The organism is Microbacterium paraoxydans (assembly GCF_018224615.1).
Taxonomy (GTDB): Bacteria; Actinomycetota; Actinomycetes; order Actinomycetales; family Microbacteriaceae; genus Microbacterium; species Microbacterium paraoxydans_B.
In genome coordinates, this window is sequence record NZ_JAGTUK010000003.1 from 599,887 (window position 1) to 625,131 (window position 25,245).

23 protein-coding genes are annotated in these 25,245 nt (G+C 69.9%); 8 read left to right on the forward strand and 15 right to left on the reverse strand.

Going from position 1 to position 25,245, the window contains the following annotated elements; genetic code table 11:
• Positions 1 to 7 precede the first annotated feature (7 nt).
• A complete protein-coding gene (gene smc / locus KE274_RS13100) occupies positions 8 to 3,553 on the reverse strand; it encodes a chromosome segregation protein SMC (RefSeq protein ID WP_211544407.1) in 3,546 nt (1,181 codons plus the stop codon).
• 529 nt (positions 3,554 to 4,082) lie between these two features.
• Between smc and KE274_RS13105 the strand changes: the two genes are divergently transcribed.
• The 4 genes from KE274_RS13105 (at position 4,083) to KE274_RS13120 (ending at position 7,691) form a co-directional block, all read left to right on the forward strand.
• Complete coding sequence (locus KE274_RS13105; protein WP_211544409.1) at positions 4,083 to 4,367, forward strand: hypothetical protein; 285 nt, start codon at positions 4,083 to 4,085, stop codon at positions 4,365 to 4,367.
• A gap of 131 nt (positions 4,368 to 4,498) precedes the next feature.
• Positions 4,499 to 5,578: a GNAT family N-acetyltransferase gene (locus KE274_RS13110; protein ID WP_211544411.1), complete on the forward strand. Its 1,080-nt coding sequence runs from the start codon at positions 4,499 to 4,501 to the stop codon at positions 5,576 to 5,578.
• A 98-nt stretch (positions 5,579 to 5,676) separates the two neighbouring features.
• Complete coding sequence (locus tag KE274_RS13115; protein WP_211544413.1) at positions 5,677 to 6,372, forward strand: ABC transporter ATP-binding protein; 696 nt, start codon at positions 5,677 to 5,679, stop codon at positions 6,370 to 6,372.
• Positions 6,369 to 7,691, forward strand: coding sequence for an FtsX-like permease family protein (locus tag KE274_RS13120; RefSeq protein ID WP_211544415.1), 1,323 nt, complete (start codon positions 6,369 to 6,371; stop codon positions 7,689 to 7,691). The genes KE274_RS13115 and KE274_RS13120 overlap by 4 nt, the downstream gene beginning before the upstream one ends.
• Positions 7,692 to 7,700: 9 nt before the next feature.
• Here KE274_RS13120 and mutM read toward each other — a convergent pair whose 3' ends face one another.
• The 6 genes from mutM to KE274_RS13150 form a co-directional block, all read right to left on the reverse strand.
• Positions 7,701 to 8,564: a bifunctional DNA-formamidopyrimidine glycosylase/DNA-(apurinic or apyrimidinic site) lyase gene (gene mutM / locus KE274_RS13125; RefSeq protein ID WP_211544417.1), complete on the reverse strand. Its 864-nt coding sequence runs from the start codon at positions 8,562 to 8,564 to the stop codon at positions 7,701 to 7,703.
• The gene (gene rnc, locus KE274_RS13130) at positions 8,557 to 9,249 is read right to left on the reverse strand and encodes a ribonuclease III (RefSeq protein WP_211544419.1); all 693 of its coding nucleotides are present in this window, start codon (positions 9,247 to 9,249) and stop codon (positions 8,557 to 8,559) included. The genes mutM and rnc overlap by 8 nt, the downstream gene beginning before the upstream one ends.
• A 10-nt stretch (positions 9,250 to 9,259) precedes the next feature.
• Complete coding sequence (gene rpmF / locus KE274_RS13135; protein WP_013586329.1) at positions 9,260 to 9,469, reverse strand: 50S ribosomal protein L32; 210 nt, start codon at positions 9,467 to 9,469, stop codon at positions 9,260 to 9,262.
• Between the two features lie 2 nt (positions 9,470 to 9,471).
• Entirely contained in the window at positions 9,472 to 9,966 is a 495-nt protein-coding gene (locus tag KE274_RS13140; protein WP_211544966.1) for a YceD family protein, read from the reverse strand.
• Positions 9,967 to 10,087: 121 nt separating this feature from the next.
• On the reverse strand, positions 10,088 to 10,585 hold the full coding sequence (gene coaD, locus KE274_RS13145; protein WP_211544421.1) for a pantetheine-phosphate adenylyltransferase: 498 nt from the start codon (positions 10,583 to 10,585) through the stop codon (positions 10,088 to 10,090).
• A 30-nt stretch (positions 10,586 to 10,615) separates the two neighbouring features.
• Positions 10,616 to 12,790 (reverse strand): ATP-dependent DNA helicase RecG, encoded by a 2,175-nt coding sequence (locus KE274_RS13150; RefSeq protein ID WP_211544423.1) that lies wholly within the window; start codon positions 12,788 to 12,790, stop codon positions 10,616 to 10,618.
• A 61-nt stretch (positions 12,791 to 12,851) separates the two neighbouring features.
• Here KE274_RS13150 and rsmD point away from each other — a divergent pair, with 61 nt between their 5' ends.
• Complete coding sequence (rsmD, locus tag KE274_RS13155) at positions 12,852 to 13,466, forward strand: 16S rRNA (guanine(966)-N(2))-methyltransferase RsmD (protein ID WP_211544425.1); 615 nt, start codon at positions 12,852 to 12,854, stop codon at positions 13,464 to 13,466.
• On the opposite strand, the gene thiL is transcribed toward rsmD, so the two are convergent.
• Positions 13,436 to 14,431: a thiamine-phosphate kinase gene (gene thiL / locus KE274_RS13160; protein ID WP_211544427.1), complete on the reverse strand. Its 996-nt coding sequence runs from the start codon at positions 14,429 to 14,431 to the stop codon at positions 13,436 to 13,438. The two genes, rsmD and thiL, sit on opposite strands and share 31 nt — an antisense overlap.
• A gap of 23 nt (positions 14,432 to 14,454) precedes the next feature.
• Here thiL and KE274_RS13165 point away from each other — a divergent pair, with 23 nt between their 5' ends.
• Positions 14,455 to 14,937 (forward strand): DUF3515 family protein, encoded by a 483-nt coding sequence (locus KE274_RS13165; protein WP_211544428.1) that lies wholly within the window; start codon positions 14,455 to 14,457, stop codon positions 14,935 to 14,937.
• Between the two features lie 18 nt (positions 14,938 to 14,955).
• Here the strand turns inward: KE274_RS13165 and KE274_RS13170 are convergent, their stop codons facing one another.
• The 6 genes from KE274_RS13170 to leuC all read right to left on the reverse strand — a co-directional run bounded on the left by KE274_RS13170 (position 14,956) and on the right by leuC (position 21,301).
• Entirely contained in the window at positions 14,956 to 16,038 is a 1,083-nt protein-coding gene (locus KE274_RS13170; RefSeq protein WP_211544430.1) for a D-alanine--D-alanine ligase family protein, read from the reverse strand.
• Positions 15,944 to 17,077: an NAD(P)H-dependent glycerol-3-phosphate dehydrogenase gene (locus KE274_RS13175; RefSeq protein ID WP_249186321.1), complete on the reverse strand. Its 1,134-nt coding sequence runs from the start codon at positions 17,075 to 17,077 to the stop codon at positions 15,944 to 15,946. Before KE274_RS13175 ends, KE274_RS13170 begins: the two co-directional genes overlap by 95 nt.
• Complete coding sequence (locus tag KE274_RS13180; protein WP_211544432.1) at positions 17,067 to 17,822, reverse strand: lysophospholipid acyltransferase family protein; 756 nt, start codon at positions 17,820 to 17,822, stop codon at positions 17,067 to 17,069. Before KE274_RS13180 ends, KE274_RS13175 begins: the two co-directional genes overlap by 11 nt.
• 5 nt (positions 17,823 to 17,827) lie before the next feature.
• Positions 17,828 to 19,195: a UDP-N-acetylglucosamine 1-carboxyvinyltransferase gene (gene murA, locus KE274_RS13185; protein WP_211544434.1), complete on the reverse strand. Its 1,368-nt coding sequence runs from the start codon at positions 19,193 to 19,195 to the stop codon at positions 17,828 to 17,830.
• A gap of 61 nt (positions 19,196 to 19,256) precedes the next feature.
• Positions 19,257 to 19,853 carry a 3-isopropylmalate dehydratase small subunit gene (gene leuD, locus KE274_RS13190; protein ID WP_211544436.1) on the reverse strand — a complete coding sequence of 199 codons (597 nt, stop codon included), beginning with the start codon at positions 19,851 to 19,853 and terminating at the stop codon, positions 19,257 to 19,259.
• A 2-nt stretch (positions 19,854 to 19,855) separates the two neighbouring features.
• The gene (gene leuC / locus KE274_RS13195; protein ID WP_211544438.1) at positions 19,856 to 21,301 is read right to left on the reverse strand and encodes a 3-isopropylmalate dehydratase large subunit; all 1,446 of its coding nucleotides are present in this window, start codon (positions 21,299 to 21,301) and stop codon (positions 19,856 to 19,858) included.
• A 187-nt stretch (positions 21,302 to 21,488) separates the two neighbouring features.
• Between leuC and KE274_RS13200 the strand changes: the two genes are divergently transcribed.
• The gene (locus KE274_RS13200) at positions 21,489 to 22,784 is read left to right on the forward strand and encodes an O-acetylhomoserine aminocarboxypropyltransferase/cysteine synthase family protein (protein WP_211544440.1); all 1,296 of its coding nucleotides are present in this window, start codon (positions 21,489 to 21,491) and stop codon (positions 22,782 to 22,784) included.
• A complete protein-coding gene (locus tag KE274_RS13205) occupies positions 22,781 to 24,094 on the forward strand; it encodes an LLM class flavin-dependent oxidoreductase (protein ID WP_211544442.1) in 1,314 nt (437 codons plus the stop codon). The genes KE274_RS13200 and KE274_RS13205 overlap by 4 nt, the downstream gene beginning before the upstream one ends.
• An 18-nt stretch (positions 24,095 to 24,112) precedes the next feature.
• Here KE274_RS13205 and KE274_RS13210 read toward each other — a convergent pair whose 3' ends face one another.
• Positions 24,113 to 25,120, reverse strand: coding sequence for a TerC/Alx family metal homeostasis membrane protein (locus KE274_RS13210; RefSeq protein WP_211544444.1), 1,008 nt, complete (start codon positions 25,118 to 25,120; stop codon positions 24,113 to 24,115).
• Positions 25,121 to 25,245: the final 125 nt, after the last annotated feature.

The following is a 25,245-nucleotide window of genomic DNA, read 5'->3' on the forward strand; positions in this document are numbered from 1 at the left end:
CGCGAACTCAGCTCGCCGCGGCGGCGCGATCTCCGACCCGCTGGCCCACGACCGCCGAGACCCCGTCCTGACGCATCGACACCCCGTACAGGGCGTCGGCGATCTCCATCGTCCGCTTCTGGTGCGTGATCACGAGGAGCTGCGAACTCTCCCGCAGCTGCTCGAACACCGTCAGCAGACGACCGAGGTTCGCGTCGTCGAGCGCCGCCTCGACCTCGTCCAAGATGTAGAACGGACTCGGTCGCGCCTTGAAGATCGCGACGAGAAGCGCGACCGCCGCCAGAGAGCGCTCGCCGCCCGACAGGAGCGACAGCCGCTCGATCTTCTTGCCCACCGGACGCACCGAGACCTCGATGCCGGTGGTGAGCATGTTGTCGGGGTCGGTGAGCGAGATGCTTCCAGCGCCGCCGGGGAACAGAAGCGGGAAGACCTGTCCGAAGGCCTCCTTCGTGTCCTCGAAGGCGCTCGCGAAGATCGTCTGCATGCGCTCATCGAGATCGGCGATGATCGTGAGCAGATCCTGACGCGTCTGGGTCAGATCGGCGAGCTGCTCAGTGAGGAACGCGTGCCGCTGCTCCAGCGCCGCGAACTCCTCCAGCGCGAGAGGATTCACCCGACCGAGCTGAGCCAGTTTGCGCTCCGCATCCGCGAGACGACGCTGCTGGATGCGGCGATCGAACGGGATCGCCGTGTCGTCGAGAAGCTCGTCGGGTGCGGGATCCGCGCCGAGATCGCGCGGAACGAGCTGGTCAGGGCCATATTCCGCAACAAGAATATCTTCGTCGAGAGAGAGCTCGGACGACACCCGCTCCAGCAGGCTGTGCAGATGCAGCTTCTTCTCGTGGATCTGCAGCTCCAGGCCGTGCACGCTCTCGGTGAGTCCCGCGAGGCGCTCCCGCAGCGAGGTCTCCTGTCGCCGCAGCTCCCCCAACTCCTCGTTCTGTGCCGCCCGCGCTGCCTCCGCCTCGGCCAGCGCCACCCGAGCCTCCGTGACAGAACGGTCGAGGGAGTCGAGGATGCGCGGCAACTCCGCGGCCACGCCGGACGCCGCCTCGCGCTGTGCCCGGCGGATCACGGCACGGCGAGCGGCCTCCGCAGCAGCGTCGCGCTCCTGCTCCCGCTGCCGCTCGAGGGCCGTGACACGCGCCTGGGCCGCACGGACGCGCTCCCGCAACGTCTCGACCTCGAGCCGCGCTCGCACCTCGCCCTCACGCGCGAGCTCCAGCGCCTCCAGCAGGCCGTCGCGCGCGGACGCGTCGAGCACCGGGCGGGGCGCCGCGACCGCCTCGTCGAGTTCCGCGCGGGCGGACTCGGCCTTGGCTTCAGCGTCCGCGACAGCGGACTGCGCCTGGGCGAGCCCCGCTTCCAGACGCTCACACTCCGCGACCGCGGACTCGTGTCGCACCGTGACGCGGTTGACCTGCTCGGCGTGCGTCGCCAGGGCGGCGTCGTGCTCACGCAGCGCCCGCAGCGCCTCCTTCGCCTGTCGGCGCGTCGTCTCGACCAGCTCGTCGGCATCGATTCGAGCCTCACGCAGCGAGTCGACCACGATCTGGATCTCGCTGAGCCGCTCCGTCGCCGCATCGCGCTCCGCCGCGAGCTCGAGTCGTGAGCGCTCGCCGCCCGACCCCGTGCGCAGCGTCTGCGCGGTCACAACATCGCCCGCGGTCGTGACGATCGTGGTGGCCGTGTCGGACAGGGCGTCGAGAGCAGCCCTCGCCGCGCGCGCCGCATCGAGGTCGTCCGCGATAAGGACATGCGACAGGACGCCGAGCACACCGTCCGGAGCGGTGACCACGTCCACCGCCGCCGTGACGCCTTCGACGGGTGCACGCACGGCCTCCGGAGGCTGCGCCTGAGCGATGACGAAGTCGACGACACCGCGGCGGTGTTCCGCGGCTTCGGACGCCAGGGCGAACGCGTCGTCGGTGGTATCGATGAGCACGCCCTCGGCGAGCGGCCCGAGCACAGCGGCGATCGCCGCCTCGAACCCCGGGCGGACCTGGACTGCATCGCCGACCAGGCCGCGCACGCCGGCGCCGCCCGCCTTCACGATCTCCGCCGCGCCGCCAGACAGCGACAGCGCGCTGCTGAGCGCAGCAGCCTTCGCCGTGAGCGAATCGACCTCACGCTCGGCCGCATGCAGGCGCTCACGCAGGGTCTCACGCTCGGCCTCCGCGGCGGTCGCTGCGCGCTGGGCGCTCTCGTACGCGGCCACATGCTCCACGGCCGTGCCCTGCGGCGCCTCCGCGTCCTCGATCGCCTCCAAAGCCTCGGCGGCTTCCCTGCGACGCTCGTTGGCCGCCTCCAGCGCGTTCTCCTGCCGGAGCACCGCGCCCCGGACCGCCGCCAGCGCAGAGGCCGCTGCGTCTGCGGCTCCCCGCAGCGCCGTCAGCCTCATGTCGTATTCCGACACGAGCGCGCTCTGCTCTGCGATGTCGACGTCCAGCGTGTCGAGCTCGGCCCTGGCGTGAACAACCTCCCGACTCGCCGCCACCGCCGCGTCCTGCGCATCACCGAGGCCGGAGGAGATGGACTCGATCTCCTCCTTCGCCTCATCGATGGTCGCCTGCGTCACCGTGACCGCGGTCACCGCTGCGTCATCCTCCTCGGACCCGAGCAGCGCCAGACGCTGATTCGCGAGGGTATACAGGCCGCGCATGCGCTCCTGCACCTGCTCCAGGCCGAACGCCACCCCACGGGCGGCATCGACCGCGACCGAGTTCTGGTCCTTCTCGAGCCGGGCGATGCTCGCGCGCACGGCCTCCGCCTGATCCGACAGGACCAGCCGCTCCGTGTGACGCTCCTGCTCGGTGCGGGTGTGGTCCGCGAGCGCCGTGCGCAACGCCACGACGTCGTCCGCGAAGAGTCGCGCCTTCGCGTCCCGGACCACCGCCGCAATGGTCTGCGCCTCTCTGGCGATCTCGGCCTGCCGCCCGAGCGGCTTCAGCTGCCGGCGGATCTCGCCCGCCAGGTCACTGAGCCGCGTGAGGTTCGCCTCCATCGCGTCGAGCTTGCGGAGCGTCTTCTCCTTGCGACGACGGTGCTTGAGGATCCCTGCCGCTTCCTCGATGAAGCCGCGTCGGTCCTCCGGAGATGCCTGCAGCACGGTATCGAGGCGGCCCTGGCCCACGATCACGTGCATCTCCCGGCCCAGGCCCGAGTCGCTCAACAACTCCTGCACATCCAGCAGCCGACAGCTCTCTCCGTTGATGGCGTACTCGCTGGAGCCGTTGCGGAACAGCGTCCGGCTGATCGTGACCTCGGCGTACTCGATGGGAAGGGCACCGTCGGCGTTGTCGATCGTCAGCTGCACCTCGGCGCGGCCCAGCGGCCCGCGAGTGGACGTGCCGGCGAAGATGACGTCCTCCATCTTGCCGCCGCGAAGCGTCTTGGCCCCCTGCTCGCCCATGACCCACGCGAGCGCGTCGACCACGTTCGACTTGCCGGACCCGTTGGGCCCCACGATGCACGTGACGCCGGGTTCGAACACGAAACTCGTCGGCTGCGCGAACGACTTGAACCCCTTGAGCGTCAGGCTCTTCAGATGCATGCGGTGGCCGCTCGTCGGGGGAGATTCACGCCGCTACGCTACCGGAATCCCGCGGATCGGCGGGCATCCCGCGCGGGGACGACGCCAACATCATCGACCTGCGACACGCCGGTGCTAGCACGTGATGCTTGACGATCTGCTGTGAGTTTCGCTACGGTTGGCCTCCGGATCGCCACACGAAAGGAGGTTACCGATGATGATCACCCAGCACACCGCGAAGGCCAACGGCCTCGTCGCGCCAGCGCACTCTGCGTCTCGCCGTGCGTACTCGGTAACCGCCGGCGTCCGCCTGAGCACGACCTGCTAGAACCGCAGCCAGATACCGCGCCTCTCTGAGAGGCCCCGTTCTGCGCCGGTTCGTCCGTGCCACCTCCCTCTGACCCGACCGGGTCACGGCTCCTTCCCGCCGTCACCGGCGTCCGCGTTCCGCGGCCCGACGGCTTCTCTCCGTCCGCACCGTCTCGGCCGGATCCTCGGCCTGCGCCGGTGCTTCCGCAGCACCCACTCACGCAACCTCGAAGGAATCATCGTGAACACCACGCTGTACCGCAGCACCTCCCACCCGCCCGATATCCAGGACCGCGAGGTCCTGCAGATCCCCCGCGACGACGAACTGCGTCGGCTCGGACTCGCGGATCGCCTCTCCCTCCGGATCGGCCTCTGGCTGTTCCAGCGGGCACAGCGACCCCACCGCCCGCGCCGGAGCACGACGCTCGCCCCCGCCGGCTTCTTCTTGGCCGGCGAGCAGCGCCACCGCTCGGTCGCAGAGTCGCACGCCATGTTGATGTTCGACATGCAGCGCGGCATGCGCTGAGGGGACCGTGTCTCCCTCACCACGTCTCGCTCCCGGTGTCCCTCCGCTCGCCGCAGCGGAGGGACACCCCGGTGGGCACCCACCCGTTCTCTCCTCCACGCCTGTGACCATCCCTTGATCTAGGACCAGACATGACCATCACGGAACTGACCATCTCTCCTCTGATCGTTCCGGCTTCGCTCGACGCCGACGACGCCGAGGAGTTCCGCGTCTTCGGCGACCTCAACCGCCGAATCTGCGACGAACAGGTCGGGCTTCCCGACCTCGCCCCGGATGCCGCGCAGATGCTGCCGGCCTGGCAGGACGACTCCGACACGCTCAACCTCGGCTTCGTGGCACGAGACGGCGAGGACATCGCCGGGATGGTCTCTCTCGCGTTCGCACAGGAGGCCGACGCTCGCGCCGTCGAGATCGACCTCCTGGTCCCCGAGGAGCACTGGGGCCGCGGCATCGAGGACGCCCTGCTGGAACGCGCGGAGAACGAGGCGCGTGCGCGCGGGCGCGACACACTCCAGTTCTGGAGCCTGCACCGCCCGCAGGAGTCCGACCGCATGCTGGTGCCCCGCACCGGCTGGGGGCGCATCCCCGCCACGGCGGTCAGCGACCTGCTCGAGGCGCGTGGCTTCACCCTGGAGCAGGTCGAGCGCAACAGCGAGTTCGACCTTCGTGCCGACCCCGCTCCAGTGCGCGCCATGCTCGAGAGCGCTCTCGAGCACGCCGGACCGGACTACCGCGTGCGGGAGTGGATGTTCCCGACGCCGCCGGAACTGCGGGCCGGCTATGCAGCCGTGCTCGCGCGGCTCTCGACCGACGCACCCAGTGGCGACATGGACTTCGTCGCAGAGGTGTGGGATGCAGACCGCGTGGAGCGACGAGACGCTCGGCTCACCGCCGCCGGTCAGGCCGTCTCGGTCGTCGCCGTCGAGCACGTGCCGAGCGGAGACCTCGTCGCGTACAACGAACTGCTCATCGGCGCCGACCGCACGGGGGTCACACATCAGTTCGGCACACTGGTGTCGTCCGCGCACCGCGGCCACCGCCTCGGGACGATCGTCAAGTGCGCCAACCTGCTGCGCTGGCGGGAGTTGATGCCGGACTCCCCCGCGGTGTCCACGTTCAACGCCGAGGAGAACCGCCCGATGCTCGACATCAACGAGGCAGTGGGGTTCCGTCCCGTCTCATATGCGGGCGCCTGGCAGAAGCGCGTGTGAGCGAGGCGCCTTCCGTCATCCTGAAGGATGACGGAAGGCGCTCCGATCTCGTTCGTGCGCCCGACGCGTCCGCCGCATCGCGAGCGAAGGATGGAATCATGAATTCCGCAGTCCTCACCGCCGCCCAGCTGCGCAAGAGCTACGGCTCCGCGCACGCACTCGACGGCGTCAGTCTCTCGATCCATCGCGGCGAGTCCCTCGCCATCATGGGCCCCTCTGGTTCCGGGAAGAGCACGCTCCTGCATGTCCTGGCGGGTATCGCCGCCCCCGACAGCGGACAGGTCACGTTCCACAGCGCGACCGGCGAGCAGGTCGACGTCACGGGGCTCGGCGAGACGGCGCGGTCACGGCTCCGACGGGAGCGGTTCGGTTTCGTCTTCCAGCAGGGACTGCTCATCCCCGAGCTCACCGCTGTCGAGAACGTCGCGCTGGCAGCGATGATCAACGGAGTCCGGCGTCCGGATGCGCAGAACCGGGCTGCCGCCTGCCTGCAGGCTCTCGGCCTCGGCGGCATGGAGGAGCGTCGCATCGGCGAACTGTCCGGAGGTCAGGCGCAGCGCGTCGCGATCGCCCGTGCACAGATGAACGAGGCGGAGCTGGTGTTCGCCGACGAGCCCACCGGGTCGGTCGACTCTCACACGTCGGTCGAGGTCATGGACGCGCTGCTGTGGTCGACGACGGGTCAGGGGCGAACCCTCGTCGTGGTCACCCATGACGCCGGAGTCGCCGCACGCTGCACGCGGACCATCATGGTGCGCGACGGTCAGTTCATCTCGGCGACGGTGAACGCGTGAACGCCTCCGTCCTCGCGGTCCTGCTGCGCCCGTCGCGCGGACAGCTGAGCACCGTCGTCCTCCCGGTCACCGCCTTCGCCGCCGTGACCGCGCTGATCCTGACGGTGATCGGCGGCGCACAGTCGTTCTGGGCATGGACGGACGAGTACGCCGGCTTCTATCAGCTGTTCGCGGCCATCGCCCTCGTGCTCCTCGTTCTCCCGCTCGCGACACTCGGCGGCGCGGCGGCGCGACTCTCGGCACGCCGCCGCGATGAGCGCCTCTCGACCCTGAGACTCCTCGGTGTCTCCCCCGCCGGCGTCGCCGGCGTCACGATCGCGGAGTCCACGATGCTCGCCTTCGTGGGCGCTGCCGCCGGTGTGATCGTCCACCTCGTCACCAGTCCGCTGATCGGCCTCATCCCCTTCCGAGGTGCGCCCCTCGGCACCGCCTCGGTCGTCCTCCCACCGGGGCAGATCGCCCTGGTGGGCGCAGGAGTCGTACTCCTCGCCGCGGTGAGCGCGACCGTCGCGCTGCGCAAGGTCGTCATCTCGCCCCTCGGCGTCCGCACACGCACAGAAGCGCCCCGGGTGCACTGGCTGCGGGGCGTCATCGCGGTGGTGGTCGTCGGCGCGGGGGTCCTGGTCCTCCAGTTCCTTCCGGCCGGCGGCGGCATCGCCTTCCTCGTCATCGCGATCGCCGGCGTGTTCGGTGCCGGTCTCGCCGTCCTCAACCTGGTCGGCCCGTGGGCGGTGCGGGTGGCAGCCAACACGCAACTCCGCCGTGCCGACAGGACCGAGAAGCTGCTCGCCGCCCGCATGATCCTCGAGTCGCCGAAGACCGCCTGGCGCCACGTCGGCGGCGTGGCCATGACGAGCTTCATGGCGGTGATCGCCGGGAGCGGCGTCGCCCTGCTCGGCCTCGCCAGCGGAGCGGACCTGGCGTCCCGAGACCGTGAGCTGTTCGCGGACATCCGGACCGGGCTGATCATCACACTCGTCGCCTCGTTCGTGATGGTCGCCGTCTCCGTCAGCATCAACCAGGCGTCAGACGTCATCGACAACACGGCGCTGCACCGCAGCCTGCACTACCTCGGCGTGCCCATGGACGCGGTGCAGCGGGCACGGCGACGCGCCGTCATGTCACCTCTGCTCGTCGCCTCGATCGGCTCCGCCGCCTGCGGTGCTGCGCTCGTGCTGCCGCTGGTGGGGCTGAGCCTGCTGTTCGCACCACTGTCCATGGCAACCATCCTCGGTGTGCTCGTGCTCGGGGTCGTCCTCGTCTGGGCCAGCACGTGGTCGACGACACCGCTGTTGAAGAAGGCGTTCGCACCGGCGTGAGTCGGAGGCTCAGCGGCGGCGCTGACACCGCGGGCAGTAGTGCGACGAGCGGTTCATGAACGACACGCGGGTGATCGGTCCCCCGCACCGCGGGCATGGTTCGCCGCCGCGACCGTACGCATTGAGGGAGTGCGCGAAGTAGCCCGCCTGACCGTTGACGTTGACGTACTGCGCATCGAAGCTCGTGCCGCCCTCGGCCAGTGCTTTCGCCAGCACGAGCCGTACCTCCGCGAGCAGACGTTCCGCGGTGGGACGGCCCAGCCGGGAGGCCGGCGTCTCAGGGTGGACTCGCGCTGCCCACAGCGCCTCATCGGCGTAGATGTTGCCGATGCCACTCACCAGGGTCTGGTCGAGCAGCGCGCGCTTGATCGCACTGCCCCGGCGGCGCAAGGAGTCGAGAAACAGGACGTCGTCGAACAGCTCGTCCATCGGGTCCCGCGCGATGTGGGCGGCCTGCGTGGGAATGCGGGTCGGCCCATCGTCGACCAGGCCATCGACCGCGAGAGATCCGAACGTGCGCTGATCCGCGAAGACCACCGCCAACTCGCCGTGCTGCGGATGCTCGATGGCGATACGCACGCGCTCGTGGCGCTCAGGCACCGACCCCGGGGCGCGCAGCAGGAGCTGCCCGCTCATGCCGAGGTGTGCCATCAGCGCCGACGCATCGTCGTCCAGCGGAAGCCACAGGAACTTGCCACGGCGAGACGCCGCCGTGACGGTCCGCCCCTCCAGGCGCGCCACGAAATCCGTCGGGCCCGCGAGATGGCGCGTGAGGGCACGATCGTCGAGCACGCTGACGGAGGCGATCGTGGCCCCCACCACCGCCGGAGCCAGTCCGGCCCGGACGACCTCGACCTCGGGAAGCTCAGGCACGCTCGTTGAGCACGCGCCACGCGCTGAGCGCAGCCGCCATCTCCGCGGTCTTCTTGCTGCTCCCCGTGCCGGTCATCTCGACGTCTCCGACGGCGACCGTGGCGGTGAAGCGACGATCGTGATCGGGACCGGCGGCCTCCACCGAGTATTGCGGCGGGGTCGCCCCGACGCGAGCCGCGAGCTCCTGCAGACTCGTCTTCGGATCCATGGCCGCGCCGTACCGCTCCGGATCGGCGAGCAGGGGCTCGGTCAGACGCAGCACGAGCTCCGTCGCCGCCTCCGGCCCCGCCGAGAGGTACGTGGCGCCGATGACGGCCTCCATGGTGTCGGCGAGGATCGAATCCTTGTCGCGTCCACCGGTCTGCTCCTCGCCACGACCGAGCAGCAGGTGACTGCCCAGATCGATGCTGCGAGCCACCTCCGCCAGCGCCACCGTCGAGACGACACTCGCCCGACGCTTGGCCAGCTCGCCCTCGTCGAGGTCGGGGTGCGTCGTGAAGAGCATGACGGTGACGGCCTGCCCGAGTACCGAGTCGCCGAGGAACTCCAAGCGCTCATTGTGCGGGATGCCGCCGTGCTCATACGCGTACGAGCGGTGAGTGAGCGCCAACTCCAGAAGCTCCGCGTCGATATCGACGCGGAGCTTGGCTGGGAGAGGTCTCGTCCCCCCGGGGACCTCCGTCACGGTACGAGACTCAGACGTCGGCGACCTTGCGGCCCTTGTACTCCAGGAAGAGCTCGGTGCCCTGCGAGTCGGTGACGACCTTCGCCTGGTGCGGACGGCTGTAGACGACCTTGCCGTTCTCGATGGTCTTGACGAGGGCCGGAGCCTCCGCCTTCCACTGCGCGCGGCGCGAGCGGGTGTTCGAACGGGAGACCTTGCGCTTCGGGGGGTTACCAGCCATGACTAGCTCTCTTCTTTCTCGGCGGCGCGACTCTCTGCCGTGCCGTCTTGGTCTGTGATCTGCTGGAGCGCACTCCATCGAGGATCGATGGGAGCGGCCTGCTCCGTCCCGGTGCTCTCGGTCAGCCTCTCGCCTGTGACCGGGTCGAGCCCGAGGCAATCCGGCTGACACACCGGCTGAAATGGAAGCGACAATACGGCCGCATCCCTGACGAGAGTTTCAAGATCCACGTGGTCGTCTTGAACCTCGAAGTCAGTTTCTTCCTCACCAGGATACGCGAAAAGCTCCTGGAACTCGACTTCGACAGGCTCGGAGATGTCGGTGAGGCACCGTCCGCAGACGCCGACGTACTCCCCATCAGCCGACCCCGACACCAGAATCCCCTCGTGGACCGACTCCAGACGCACGTCGAGATCGAGCTCCGAGCCCGATTCGAAAGTCACGATTCCCTCACCCCACTGCTCCGGCAGCGTCACCGTGAAGGAGTGCTCACGCATCTCACCCGGACGCCGGACGATGTCACGAACAGGGAGCACGAAGGGGCTGTTGAGTCGGGAACGCACCCCACAATGCTACCGGGGTCTCCCTGCGACCGGGCCGGACGGGGGCTCGGGGACCTCAGATGCCGCGCGCACCCGTGTCGAGGAAAGACGCCACCGCGGGCGGGACGAACGGCGACACATCGCCACCCAGCGAGGCGACCTGCCGCACCAGCGAACTGGACACCATCGCATGGGCCGGATCGGGAAGAAGGAACACGGTCTCGATGTCGGCGAGGTGGCGGTTCACGATCGCCATCGGCGACTCATACGCCACGTCGACCTGCGAGCGGATGCCCTTCACCAGCACACCCGCGTTGACATCGCGCGCGTAATCGACGAGCAGGCCCATGCTCCACGAGCCGATCACGATGTTGCCCTGCATGCCATCCTCGGCGATCGAGCGCTCGAGCAGCGACAAGCGCTGAGCGATCGGCAGCATCGCCTCCTTGCCCGGGTTGTGCACCACGAGCACGTGCAGCTCGTCGTACAGGGCGGCCGCACGGCGGATCACGTCGAGGTGACCCAGCGTCGGCGGATCGAACGAACCCGGGACGACGGCGATCCTGCTGCTCATGTCTCCAGCCTAGGGCACGCCAGAACGGCGTCAGTTCTTCGCCAGCGCGGCCCTGTCCTCGTCCGTCACGCGGCGCCCGATGGCATCGCGGAGCCCCGGGTGTCGCGCCAGCTCCGGGTCATCGGACAGGATCGCCTCGGCCAGTTCCCGCGCCCGCGTGATCAGCCCCGCGTCCTTGACCACGCGCAGCAGCTTGAGCGACGACCGCACCCCGGCCTGCGCCGCGCCGAGCACGTCCCCCTCGCCCCGCAGTTCCAGGTCGACTTCGGCCAGCGCGAAGCCGTCGAGCGTCGCGGCGACCGCCTCCACCCGCTCCCGTGCGACCGAACCGGCCTCCGCCTCGGTGACGAGCAGGCACAGACCCGGCACGCCACCACGACCAACACGTCCGCGCAACTGGTGGAGCTGGGAGACGCCGAAGCGGTCGGCGTCGAGCACGATCATGGTCGACGCGTTGGGCACATCCACCCCGACCTCGATCACCGTGGTCGCCAGCAGCAGATCGATGTCGCCGCGGGCGAAGGACTGCATCACCGCGTCCTTCTCCTCGGACGGCATCCGGCCGTGCAGCACCGCGCGCCGCAGCCCGCCGAGGGTCGGATGCGTGGCCAGCGCCTCGTCGAGCTGCACGACACCCCAGCGCGGACCCTTGCCGCCCTCCGGCGCCAACAGCTCCTGCTCCCCTGCCTCCGCGGTCTTCGCAGCCGTGTCGATCGCCGCGCACACTGCGAACACCTGGCGGCCCTGTGCGATCTCCTCTGCCGCGCGTTCCCACACGCGGTTGAACCAGCCGGGATGTTCCGCGAGCGGCGCGACGTACGACTCGATGCCCGCACGACCGGCGGGCATCGTGCGGATGACCGACGTGTCGAGGTCGCCGAACACGGTCATCGCGACCGTGCGCGGGATCGGCGTCGCGGTGAGGACGAGCGCGTGTGGACTCGATCCCTTGGCGCGCAGCGCCTCCCGCTGCTCCACGCCGAAGCGGTGCTGCTCGTCGACGACCACGAGCCCGAGGTCGGCGAACGTGGTCTTCTCCCCCAGCAGCGCGTGCGTGCCCACCACGATGAGCGACTGCCCGGACGCGACCCGAAGCGCGGCCTTGCGGCGCTCCGCGGCCGGGAGCTGCCCGGTGAGCAGCGTCGGCATGAGCAATGGCGCAAGCTGAGGACCCAGCATCTTGGTGATGGAGCGCAGATGCTGCGCTGCGAGCACCTCGGTCGGGGCGATCAGCGCCGCCTGCCCACCGCTCTCCGCCACCTGCAGCATCGCCCGCAGGGCGACCAGCGTCTTGCCCGAACCCACCTCACCCTGCACCAGGCGATTCATCGGCCACGCGCCGACCAGATCCTGTGCAATCTGCCGTCCCACCGACTCCTGATCGGGCGTCAGGGTGTACGGAAGCGCCGCGTCGAACCGCTCCAGCAGACCGCCGGGGCGTGCGGGGCGCGACGTGGCCGCCAGCGCCCGCACCGCCTCGCGCTGCTGGAGCAGGGCGGTCTGCAGGGTGAGCGCCTCGTGCATGCGCAAGGTGCGCACCGCGGGATCGATGTCGTTGCGCGTGCGCGGACGGTGGATGTGCTCCAGTGCCTCCCGGGCCGTGAGCAGCTCCTCACTGCGACGCACCTCTTCCGGCAGCGGCTCGGGCACCTCGGTGAGCCCATCGAGCACACGGCCGACGAGGCGCGCGATCTGCCACGTCTGGATGGCCGACGTGGCGGGGTAGATCGGGATCGGCACCGCCGCCCGGGCGTCCGCCCGACGCCGCGCCGCATCCTCATCGTCGAACAGCTCGTACTCGGGGTGTGCGAACTGCGTGACCCCGTTGAACTCCCCCACCTTGCCGGAGAAGACACCGCGCCGGCCCACCGCCAGATCGTTCGACCGCCACTCGGCGGCCCCGATGTTCTTCGCGAAAAACGTGAGCGACATGCGGCCGACACCGTCGCCGATCACCACGTCGACCATCGCGCCGGGACGGTTGCGCATACGCCGGAAGCTCGACGACAGGACCTCGGCGACGATCGTCACCGTCTCGCCGATCGGAAGGTCGCGGATCGGCGTGAGCTCGCCCGGATCGGCGTAGCGGCGCGGATAGTGACCGAGCAGATCGCCCACGGTCTTCATGCCGAAAGCGCGGCCGAGCGTCTTGGCCGACGCCGCGCCGATGGCCTCCTCCAACGAGGATTCGAGCGTGAGCGACATGCTCCGAGTCTAGGGAACCCGACCGACACGGCGCGGTCACCGCCTGTCGTATCGTGAACGGGTGACCAGGATCATCGCCGGCCGCGCGCGCGGCACCCGCCTCGAGGTTCCTGGAGCAGGAACGCGGCCCACGAGCGATCGCGTGCGAGAGTCGTTGTTCGCCGCGCTCGAGTCGCTCGACGCCATCGACGGCGCCCGGGTGCTCGACCTCTACGCCGGCTCCGGGGCACTCGGGCTCGAGGCGCTCAGCCGCGGCGCGGCCACCGCCGACCTCGTCGAGCGCGGTCGCCCCGCCGCTGCCGTCGTGCGCCGCAACGCGGGGGCCGTCGCGAAGTCGAGCGGGCTGCCCCCGGCCCGGGTGCACGAGGCGAGCGTGCACTCCTTCCTGACCCGCGCCACAGGACCGTACGACCTCGTCTTCACCGACCCGCCGTACGACCTCGACGACGCCGCCATGACCGCCGACCTGAGCGCCGTGGCACGCCTGCTGAGCGACGATGCGGTCCTGATCGTCGAACGCGCCCGCCGCTCCACGCCGCCGGACGTCGAGGCCGCCGGGCTGCGGGTGTTTCGTCAGAAGACCTACGGAGACACCGCCCTGTGGTGGTGTGAGCGCGACCCCGATGCCGCCTCCGGGGAGGGGCCTCAGCCTGCCACGGAATCCCAGTCGCGGTAGGGGTCCCACCCGCTGAGATCGACCGGCAGGTCGTCGCACAGCAGGTCGTCGTCCCCTCGCGGCCGGACCGTCCCGATCGCCCGGAAGCCCGGCGGGAGGATGCCCTCCGGGAACGTCGCGAGCAGCGCGTGGTCCTCCCCACCCGCAAGCGCCCGCTCCGGGGAGTCGCCGAGCGCCGCCCGCTCCAGGGCGATCGTGACCCCCGAGGCATCGGCCAGGCGCCGAGCGTCCAGAGCGAGTCCGTCGGACACGTCCATCATCGCCGTCGCACCGGCGGCCGCGGCGACCACGCCGAGCCCGATCGGGGGCGACGGCCGCAGCTGCGCCGCCACCGCGGCACTCTCGCCCGGCCCGAGCGCGGTCTGATCGACCGGGATCGGCACGTCGCCGTCGCGGAAGCGGCCGAAGAGCACGGCCAGGCCATGGGCGGCATGACCGAGTTCACCCGCCACCGCGACCACATCCCCCGGTCGTGCCCCCGCCCTGGTCACGGGCGGCCGCCCCTCGAGATCGCCGAGCGCCGTCACCGCCACGGTGAGCACATCGGACACGGTCAGGTCGCCGCCGACGACCGCGCACCCCGGCGCGAGCGCGGCGCACGCGTCCCGGAACCCGTCGGCCAGCCGCTCCACGAAGGACAGCCGCAGGTCCCGCGGCACCGCGAGCGCCACCAGCAGCGCTGTCGGACGCGCCCCCATCGCCGCGACGTCGGCCAGGTTCACGGCGGCGGCCTTCCAGCCCAGGTCGTAGCCGCTCGACCACGCCAGTCGGAAGTCCGGACCGTGCACGAGCGTGTCCGTCGTCGCGACGACCGAACCGGACGGCGCCGCGATCACGGCCGCGTCATCGCCAGGGCCGAGCAGGGTGTGCGCCCCGGGCTCCGTGCGGCTGAGGATCGCCCGAAGGATGCGCCCCTCCGAGAGGTCTGCCAGGCGCGGGTCGTCGGCATCGGGTCGGGAGTGCATGTCGTCAAAGGTAGCCTGGATACATGCCCCGTTCCCGCCGTCTCGCTGCCGCCGCCGGGGCGATCGTCCTCGCCACCGCCGTCACCGGATGCTCGACCACCGTGCACCTGGAACCTGCGGACGACGCCAACGATCCGGGTTGCGCGGCCGTCTCGGTGCTGCTGCCCGACAGCGTCGACGGGTTCGACCGGGTGTGGACCGACGCGCAGGCCACCGGCGCATGGGGCGACCCCACGATCGTGCTGCGTTGCGGTGTGGAGCCTCCCGCCCCGTCCGCCCTCGTGTGCACCACCCTCGGCGGCGTCGACTGGCTCGTGCTCGACCAGGAGGAGGAGCGACAGCGCCTCGTGACGTACGGCCGCGAGCCCGCCGTCGAGCTCATCATCCGGCGCGGTGAGCAGATCGACTTCCAGTCGATCGTGAACACCCTGTCGTCGAGCATCCAGTCGGGTCTGGCACCCGCAACCGCGCAGTGCACCGACCGCGTCGAGTTCCCCGCGGGCTGAGCCCACGGCGAACCCGCGTCAGCGCCGCAGCCCCGCTTCCACGAGCTCCGTGATGAGGTCGCGGTAGCTCAGGCCCGAGGCCACCCAGCACTTGGGGAACATCGAGATCGGCGTGAAGCCCGGCATCGTGTTGAGCTCATTCACGACGAGATCGCCCGAGGGCGTGAGGAACATGTCGACCCTGGCCAGACCGCGTCCGTCCACGGCCTCGAACGCGCGAACCCCGGCCGCCTGCACCGCAGCCACCTCGGCCTTGCTCAGTTCCGCCGGGCACACGACGTCGACGCCGTCACCGCCGAGGTACTTGCCCTCGAAGTCGTAGAACCCGCGCGACGTGAGGACGATCTCGCCCGGCAGCGATGCGCGCACTCCCTCCGCGGCCTCCAGCACCGCAACCTCGATCTCGCGACCGGTGACACCCGACTCGATGAGCACCTTGTCGTCTTCCGCGAAAGCGACCGCGAGTGCCGCATCCAGCTCCTCCGGGGCACTCACCTTCGACACCCCGACGCTCGACCCGGCTCGCGCCGGCTTCACGAACACCGGCAGACCCAGCGCCGCCGCCTGATCCCGCACCGCGGACGGGTCCCCGTCCCACGCCGCACGCCGCACCGTCACCCAGGGCGCCACCGCGAGCCCGGCGGCCTGCAGAGCGATCTTCATGAAGTGCTTGTCCATGCACAGCGCCGAATCGAGCACGCCGCCGCCGGCATACGGCACCTCGAGCGTGTCGAAGTAGCCCTGGATCGTGCCGTCCTCCCCATGCGGGCCGTGCAGGATCGGCAGCACCACGTCGATCTCGCCGAACCCGTCCACGGTGCCGTCGGGACGCACCACGCGGAGCGTGCGGTCACCGCCCGGCTCCGGCCACAGCACCCGCGTGCCGTTGTCGACGACCTCCGGAAGGTGCGCCGCATCGAGCGGGAACTTCGCAGGGTCGTCATCCTCCAGCACGAAAGCGCCCTCGCGCGTGATCCCCACCGGGATCACCGCGTACCGTTCGCGATCAATCGCGCCGAGCACTCCCCCCGCCGTTGCGGAACTGATCGAATGCTCGCTGGAGCGCCCGCCGAAGAGCACCACCACCGTCTGCTTGTCCATGGTTGGTCCTCTCCCCCTGCGGGGTGTCGTCGTCCGTCGTGAGATGCGGGGCGATATCCCGGGGATCCATCTTGCCGTCGAGCACCATCTTCACCTGCTCGACGATGGGCATGTCGATGTCGGCCTCGCGCGCGAGCTGCAGCACCGGGGCGACCGAGGCGAGCCCCTCCGCCGTCTGCTGCATCTGCTTCACGACGTCCTGGAACGAGTAGCCCTGCCCGAGGAGGCGCCCGGCCGTGTTGTTGCGGCTCAGCGGCGACTGGCACGTCGCGATCAGGTCGCCGAGGCCGGCGAGTCCCTGAAGCGTCTCGGGTTGCGCGCCGTTCGCGACCGCGAAGTCGGTCATCTCGACCAGGCCGCGCGTGATGATCGACGCCTTGGTGTTCTCGCCGTACCCCACACCGTCGACGATGCCGATCGCGACCGCGATGAGGTTCTTCAGCACACCGCCGAACTCCGTGCCGATCACGTCGGTGTTCACGAACGTGCGGAAGTAGCTGTTGCGCGCCGCGCGGGCCACGACCTCCGCGGTCTCCCGGCTGAGCGACGAGATGACGGCCGCCGTCGGCTGCTCGCGCGCGATCTCCAGCGCCAGGTTCGGGCCGGAGGCGACCGCGATGCGTTCGGGATCACAGCGCAGTTCCTGCTGGATCACCTGGCTCATGCGCAGGCCGCTGCCCCGCTCGACGCCCTTCATCAGGCTGACGATCTTCGCGTCGCCCGAAGCGATCAACGGCCTCAGCGCCTTCAGGTTCTCGCGCAGCGACTGGCTGGGCACGGAGAGGTACACCTGCTCAGCGCCGTCGAGCGCCGACGACAGCTCGTGCGTGGCGGCCATCGTGCGCGGGAGGTTGATGCCGGGAAGATAGCGCGAGTTGCGCTTGGCCTCGTCGATCTCGTGCGCGAGCTCGGCGCGACGCGCCCACATCGTGACCTGGGCGCCACCATCGGCCAGGATCTTGCCGAACGTCGTGCCCCAGCTGCCCGCACCGATCACTGCGACCCGCGGGCCCGCGGGTGTGTTCCTCTTAGGAGTCAAGTCGACCGGTCTCCTTCTGGCCGTGGCTCGCGGGGTTCCACCGCTCCGCAGGTGCCTTCTCCTCGCGCAGCTCCTCGAGCAGCGCCGTGATCGCGTTCATCAGTCGGTTCGTCGCCTCCGTCAGCGCAGCCGGCTCATTCGCACGCCCCCGCAGGTCGGCCACATCGACCGGGTCTCCCACCAGCACGCGGACGGGCTTGCGCAGCGGCCACAGGCTCAGGCCCTTCTGGTACCGCCCCATGATCTCCTGCGTGCCCCACTGTGCCATCGGGATGAGCGGGATACCGTCGGCCAGCGCGAGACGGACCGCACCGGACTTGCCGCGCATCGGCCACAGGTCGGGGTCACGCGTGAGCGTGCCCTCCGGATACACGATGACCCCGCGGCCGTGCTCGACGAGTTCGGCGGACTGCGCCATCGTCTGCTTCGCCGCGGTGGCCGAAGAGGTGCGCGCAACCGGGACCATGCCCGTGCGACGCAGCACCCACCCCAGCACAGGCACCCGGAACAGGCTCTCCTTCGCCATGAACCGCGGCGCCCGGCCGATCCGCCACACCGCGACTGCCACGATCAGTGGATCGAACTCCGAGTAGTGGTTCGGGGCGAGCACGAACGCCCCCTCACGCGGGAGCTTCTCGCCACCGCTGACGCGGATCTTCGCGAGCAGCGACACCAGAGGGATGACAATCACCGCGAGCGGCCAGAAGAGACTCGGACGCGTCTTCTCCGGCGACCGGGAAGCCATCGGGCTCACCGGAGGACGTCGAAGTCGGCGCCGAGCGCGTCGAGCTTGGCGAGGAACTTCTCGTAGCCACGGGCGAGGATGTCGACACCCGACACCTTCGACTCGCCGGAGGCGGTGAGGGCCGCGATCACGTGGCTGTAGCCGCCACGGAGGTCGGGAACGACGATGTCCGCTCCGTGCAGCGGAGTGGGGCCCGTGATGACGGCCGCCTGCTCCAGATCGCGACGCGGCACGCGACGCGGACCGTCCTGCAGCCCCCGCGGGTGCACGACGATGTCGGCACCCATCTTCACGAGAGCATCCGTGAAGCCCATGCGGTTCTCGTACACCGTCTCGTGCACCACCGAACGACCGTGCGCCTGGGTCAGCGCGACCACGAGCGGCTGCTGCCAGTCCGTCATGAAGCCGGGGTGCACGTCGGTCTCCACCACGACCGGCTTGATCTCGCCGTCGCGACGGAACAGGATGCCGTCCTCCTTCACGTCGAACCAGCCGCCGGCCTTGCGGAACACGTTGAGGAACGTGAGCATCTCCTGCTGCTTGGCGCCGCCGACGAAGATCTCACCGTCGGTCGCCAGGGCCGCCGACGCCCAGGAGGCCGCCTCGTTCCGGTCGAAGATCGACCGGTGGTCGTATCCGCGCAGCTTCTCGACGCCCTCGATCAGGATGACGCGGTTCGGCTCGTAGGAGATGATCGCGCCCATCTTCTGCAGGACCGCGATCAGGTCCATGATCTCGGGCTCGATGGCCGCGTTGCGCAGCTCCGTGACACCCTCGGCGCGCACCGCCGTCAGCAGCACCTGCTCGGTGGCCCCGACGCTCGGGTACGGCAGGTGGATGTTCGCGCCGTGCAGTCGCGTGCCGCCGGTGGAGAGACGGATGCCGCTCGGCAGCTTCTCGACGATCGCACCGAACTTGCGCAGCGCGTCGAGGTGGAAGTCGATGGGACGGTCGCCGATGCGGCAGCCGCCGAGGTCGGGGATGAAGGCCTGGCCGAGACGGTGCAGCAGCGGGCCGCAGAACAGGATCGGGATGCGAGACGCACCGGCGTGCGCGTCGATCTCCTCGAAGTGCGCGGACTCCACGTCGCTCGGGTCGAACACCAGCGCACCCGGCTCATCGCCGTCGGACACGCGCACACCGTGCACCTCGAGGAGCGAGCGCACGACCGCGACATCGCTGATCGCGGGCACATCGCGCAGGACGCTCGTGGTCTCACCGAGGAGGGAGGCGACCATCGCCTTGGTGGCGAGGTTCTTCGCGCCCTTCACGTCGACCCGACCCCGCAGGGGCCGACCTCCTCGAATGGCGAGGACGTCTCCGGTGAGCGCAGGGACTGCGTCGGGGAGAGCGTCGCGCACGGGTGTCGTCATTCGGGGCCTCACTTCGTTCATCGGGGGCGGGGTTACCCCTGGCTCCCCCGCCCCCTCCGTCTCACTGAACGGGGAGGGTCCGCGGCCGCCACGACTCGCGACGGGCCTCGAACTGCGCGATCTTCTCTTCGTTGCGCAGCGTGAGCCCGATGTCGTCGAGCCCTTCGAGGAGCCGCCATCTAGTGTAATCGTCGATACCGATGTCGGCCTGGAAGCCAGCGATGGACGCGGTCCGCGCCTCGAGGTCCACCGTCATCTGCGCCCCGGGATCCCGCTCGATCTCGGCCCAGAACCGCTCCAGGTCGTCCTCGGAGATCGTCGCGGCGAGCAGTCCCTGCTTGCCGGAGTTGCCCCGGAAGATGTCGGCGAACCGCGGGCTCAGCACGACCTTGAAGCCGAAGTCGCGCAGCGCCCACACGGCGTGCTCGCGGCTCGACCCGGTGCCGAAGTCGGGACCCGCGACGAGGATCGACGCCCCCTGGTACGGCGCCTGGTTCAGCACGAACTCCGGATCCTGGCGCCAGCCGTGGAACAGCGCATCCTCGAAACCGGTCTTGGTCACGCGCTTGAGGAACACCGCCGGGATGATCTGATCGGTGTCGACGTTCGAGCGGCGCAGCGGAGCGGCGATGCCCGTGTGGGTCGTGAACTTCTCCATGGTCAGGCCTCTTCCGTCAGGTCGCTCGGGCTGGACAGGGTGCCGCGGATCGCCGTGGCGGCCGCGACGAGCGGAGACACGAGATGTGTGCGCCCGCCCTTGCCCTGTCGTCCCTCGAAGTTGCGGTTGGACGTGGAGGCACACCGCTCGCCGGGTGCGAGCTGATCGGGGTTCATGCCCAGACACATGGAGCAGCCGGCGAAGCGCCACTCGGCCCCGAAGTCGGTGATGACCTTGTCGAGCCCCTCGGCCTCCGCCTCCAGGCGCACGCGTGCGGACCCGGGCACGACCATGACGCGCACACCGTCGGCCTTCTTCTTGCCCTGGATGATCGACGCGAACGCGCGCAGATCCTCGATCCGGCTGTTGGTGCACGACCCCATGAACACGGCGTCGACCGGGACCTCCTTCAGCGGAGTGCCCGGGGTGAGGTCCATGTACTCCAGCGCCCGCTCGGCCGCCGCCCGCTCGTTGGGGTCGGCGATCTGTGCGGGGTCGGGCACCGCGGCCGACAGGGAGCTGCCCTGCCCCGGGTTGGTGCCCCACGTGACGAACGGCTCCAGCTCGTCGGCGTCGATGAAGACCTCCGCGTCGAACTCCGCCCCCTCGTCGGTCGGCAGCGTGCGCCAGTAGGCGACCGCATCCTCCCAGTCCTGGCCCTTCGGCGCGTGCGGACGCCCCTCCAGGTATGCGAACGTCGTCTCGTCCGGGGCCACCATGCCCGCACGGGCTCCGGCCTCGATCGACATGTTGCAGATCGTCATGCGCCCCTCCATCGACAGCGCACGGATCGCACTGCCGCGGTACTCGAGCACGTACCCCTGGCCGCCTCCGGTGCCGATCTTCGCGATCACGGCGAGGATGATGTCCTTCGCGGTGACACCGGGGCGCAGCGTGCCCTCCACGTTGATGGCCATGGTCTTGAACGGCTTGAGGGGCAGCGTCTGCGTGGCCATCACGTGCTCGACCTCGCTCGTGCCGATGCCGAACGCCATCGCGCCGAAGGCGCCGTGCGTGGAGGTGTGCGAGTCGCCGCACACGACCGTGATCCCCGGCATCGTGAGGCCGAGCTGCGGTCCGACGACGTGCACGATGCCCTGCTCGGCGTCGCCCAGCGAGTGCAGGCGCACCCCGAACTCGGCGGCGTTGCGGCGCAGCGTCTCGATCTGCGTGCGGCTCGTGAGATCGGCGATCGGCTTGTCGATCTCCCACGTCGGGGTGTTGTGGTCCTCCGTCGCGATCGTGAGGTCGAGGCGGCGCAGCGGGCGACCCTCGCTGCGCAGGCCGTCGAAGGCCTGGGGGCTGGTGACCTCGTGCACGAGGTGCAGATCGATGTAGATGAGGTCGGGCTGGCCGTCTTCGCCCTTCACGACGAGGTGGTCGTCCCAGACCTTCTCGGCGAGGGTCCTGCGGCGTGCGGAAGGGGCTCCGGAAGCGGGGCTGGTCATGGCGTGTCTCCTGTGGCTGGCGGTTCGGCCCACGATGGACTCCGCGACGAGGAGGGGCTCAGATCGAGGTCTCGCCGCGGCCGCTAAGAAGGAGCACGGTCCGCATGACGTCAGGTTACCACCGGTCGGACACGCCGCGACGCGCCGTGACACTCTGTTGCTCACCCGCCCGATCGAGAGGCCCTGCATGACCGTCGACACCGCCCGCTTCGCCACCCGTGCCGTCCACGCCGCGCGCGGCCGCGAGACCGCCGCGTCGCGCGCGACCCCGATCTACCTCACCGCCGGCTTCGAGTTCGACGACTTCGACCATGCCGCCGACCACTTCGGCACCGGCACGGGCTTCGGCTACACCCGCACGGGCAACCCGACCGTGCACGCGGTCGAGCGCCAGCTCGCCTCGCTCGAGTCGGGGGCCGACGCGGTCCTCGTGGCGAGCGGTCAAGCCGCGGTGTCCGCCGCGGTGCTCTCCGTGGTCGGCACGGGCGACCACATCGTCTCGTCGACGCACATCTACGAGGGCACGCGCGGGCTGTTCCTCGACAACCTCGCCCGCCTCGGCATCGAGACCACGTTCGTCGACGACATCGCCGACCCCGACGCGTGGCGCGAAGCCATCCGCCCCACCACGCGCGCCCTGTTCGCCGAGTCGCTCGCCAACGCGCGCAACGACGTGCTCGACGTCGCAGCGGTGAGCGCGGTCGGCGACGAGTCCGCGATCCCCCTCATCGTCGACAACACCCTCGCCACGCCCGCACTGCTGCGGCCGCTCGAGCACGGCGCCGCGATCGTCGTGCACTCCGCCTCCAAGTTCCTCGCCGGACACGGTTCCGTCCTCGGCGGCGTCATCGTCGACGACGGACGGTTCGATGCCGAGCGGGCTGGGCACAATGCCCCGCACCTCGTGCTGCCCGGCCGCGGCGGACTGCCGAGCGTGTACGCCCGCCACGGCCGCAGGGCCCGGATCGCGTACGTGCGGGAATCCGTCGCACCGCGGTTCGGCGCCTCCCCCTCCCCGCTCAACGCCTTCCTGATCGGCCAGGGTGCGGAGACGCTCGGCCTGCGCGTCGAGCGGCAGTCGCGCAACGCGCTGGAGGTCGCCCGTTGGCTCGCGGCGCACGAGGCCGTGGAGAGCGTGGACTACGCCGGGCTTCCGACGCACCCCCACCACGCAACCGCCCTCCGCTACCTCGACGGCGGCTTCGGCTCGATCTTCACCGTCACCCTGCGCGGCGGTCTTCCCGCGGCACGGCGGTTCGTGGAGGAGGTGGAGGTGTTCACCCACATGACGCACATCGGCGATGTGCGCTCGCTCGTCCTGCACCCCGGCACCACCAGCCACGCGCAGCGCACGGACGAGGAGCGCCGCGTGCTGGGTGTGTCACCGGGCACGCTGCGGCTGTCGATCGGCATCGAAGACGTCGACGACCTCGTGGCCGACCTGGCGCGCGTGCTCGAGTCGGTACGGGAGACGGTGGCATGAGCCGCCCGCAGCATTTCGGCTGGTTCCTCGCCCGCGGCTTCGGCCCGCAGGGGTGGGGCTACCCGTCGCTCGACTGGGACTACGACTGGACGCGCCCCGAGATCTACCAGGAAGCGGCGCGCACTCTGGAGCAGGCGGGGTTCGACCTCGTCATCATCGAGGACAGTCCCTCGCTCGGCTCGCCCGAGACCATCGACCTGCGCGTCCGCCATGCGTTCGGGGGTCCCAAGCACGACCCGCTGCTGCTCGCGCCGTACCTCTTCCATGCCACGCAGCACCTCGGCGTCGTACCCACCGTGAACCCCGCCGCGTCGCTGCCCTACACCTCAGCACGACAGTTCGCCACGTTGCAGCACCTCAGCGGTCACCGGCTCGGCCTCAACGTGGTCACCGACACCGGGAGCGCCCGGCACTTCTCCGACGCCCCGCAGCTCGGCCACGACGAGGCGTACGACCGCGCCGAGGAATGGCTCGACGGCATCCGGGCGCTGTGGCGCAGCTGGGACGACGGTGCCCTCGTCGCCGACCGAGCGACCGACGTGTACGCCGACGGCACCCGGCTGCGGCCGGTGCAGCATCGCGGACGCCACTTCGCGTTCGACGGGCCGCTCAACGCCATCCCCTTCACCGACGGCGAGCCCGCGATCGTGTCGCCCGGCGGTTCGGGACGCGGCCTCGGCTTCGCCGGCGCGAACTCCGACGTGCAGCTCGCGCTCGCCCCGCTGCACGAGAAGTCGGTGCGCGACTACCGTGCCAGGGTGCACGAGGCCGCGATCGCGAAGGGCCGCCGGCCGGACGACATCAAGATCCTGTTCGCGATCCAGCCCGTCATCACCTCCTCCCGCGAAGAGGCCGACCGCATCGTCGCGGCCTCGGCGCACCCCGACGACGCCGCCCTGCAGCAGATCGCCCGCAAGCAGTCGAGCGACCTGGAGACCGACCTCACCGCGCTCGACCTCGATCGGCCGCTCGACCTGTCGATCTTCGGCGCTCACGTGTCGCGCGGCAGCATCCAGCGTCTGGTGGGCGACCGCGACGAGGACGCCCCGCTGCGCGCGCACCTCACCGCGCTCGCCCGTGCGGGTCGCATCGCCGACCGGACCGGGTTCGTCGGCACCGCGGACGAGTTCGCCGACCTGATCGAGGAGCTGGGCGACTGGGGCAACGACGGCGTGCTGCTGTGGGGCGACTTCCACCCCGTCACGCTGCACCGCACGCTCGACGAGCTGGTGCCGATCCTGCGACGGCGCGGACTGCTCCGACGCGAGTACGCGGACGGCGGGCTGCAGGCGAACCTGCGCGCGTTCTGACGGGGTCTCCCCCGCAACTCACTCCGCGACCGGCGCGCTGCGCTTCTCGGCCCGCTTCTCCCGCGACGACGCCACGAGGCTCGCGATCGTCGCCACCGTCATCGACACGAGGATCACGCCCAGCGACACCATGTTGTCGATGTCGGGAACCCACTCGACGTGCTGTCCGCCGTTGATGAACGGCAGTTCGTTCACGTGCAGCGCATGCAGGATCAGCTTGACGCCGATGAACCCGAGGATCACGGCGATGCCGTAGTGCAGGTAACGCAGGCGGTCGAGCAGATCGCCGAGCAGGAAGTACAGCTGCCGCAGGCCCATCAGCGCGAAGATGTTGGCGGCGAACACCAGGAAGCCGTTCGTCGTGATCTCGAAGATCGCCGGGATCGAGTCGATCGCGAAGATCAGGTCGGTCACGCCGATCGTGATGAAGACGATCACCATCGGGGTCCACATGCGCGTGCCGTCGACCGTGGTGCGGATCTTCGACCCGTCGTAGGTCTCGCTGATGTCGATGCGGCGGCGCAGGAGCCGGACGATGAAGTTCTCACGCTTCACGTCGTCGTCGTGCTCCCCCTCCGGCATCGCCTGACGGATCGCCGTGTAGACCAGGAACGCGCCGAACACGTAGAAGATCGGCGAGAAGTTCTCGATCACCGCGACGCCGACCAGGATGAACAGCCCGCGCAGGATCAGCGCGATGATGATGCCCACCATCAGCACCTGCTGCTGGAGGCGCCGCGGCACGGCGAACTGCGCCATGATCAGCACGAACACGAACAGGTTGTCGACCGAGAGGCTGTACTCGAGGGCCCATCCGGTGATGAAGTCGCCCGCGTTCTGCCAGCCGCTCACGTTCCCCAGCAGCACGGCGAACAACAGCGCGAGCCCGACGTAGAACACCACCCAGAGCGTGGACTCCTTGGTCGAGGGGATGTGCGGCCGCAACCGGATGAGCAGGAGGTCGCCGATCAGGATGATCGTGAGGACGATCATCGAGCTGATCTCGAACCAGACGGGGATGTCCAACGGCGCACTGCACCTTTCGCGAGGGGTCGGTGATGTTCGAAAGTCTCTCCCCCGCACCGAAGTGCGTCGCGCGCCCGGAGCAGCGGTGTCGGTGCTCGTGATGACGTTACGCGCGGGTCCGGGAT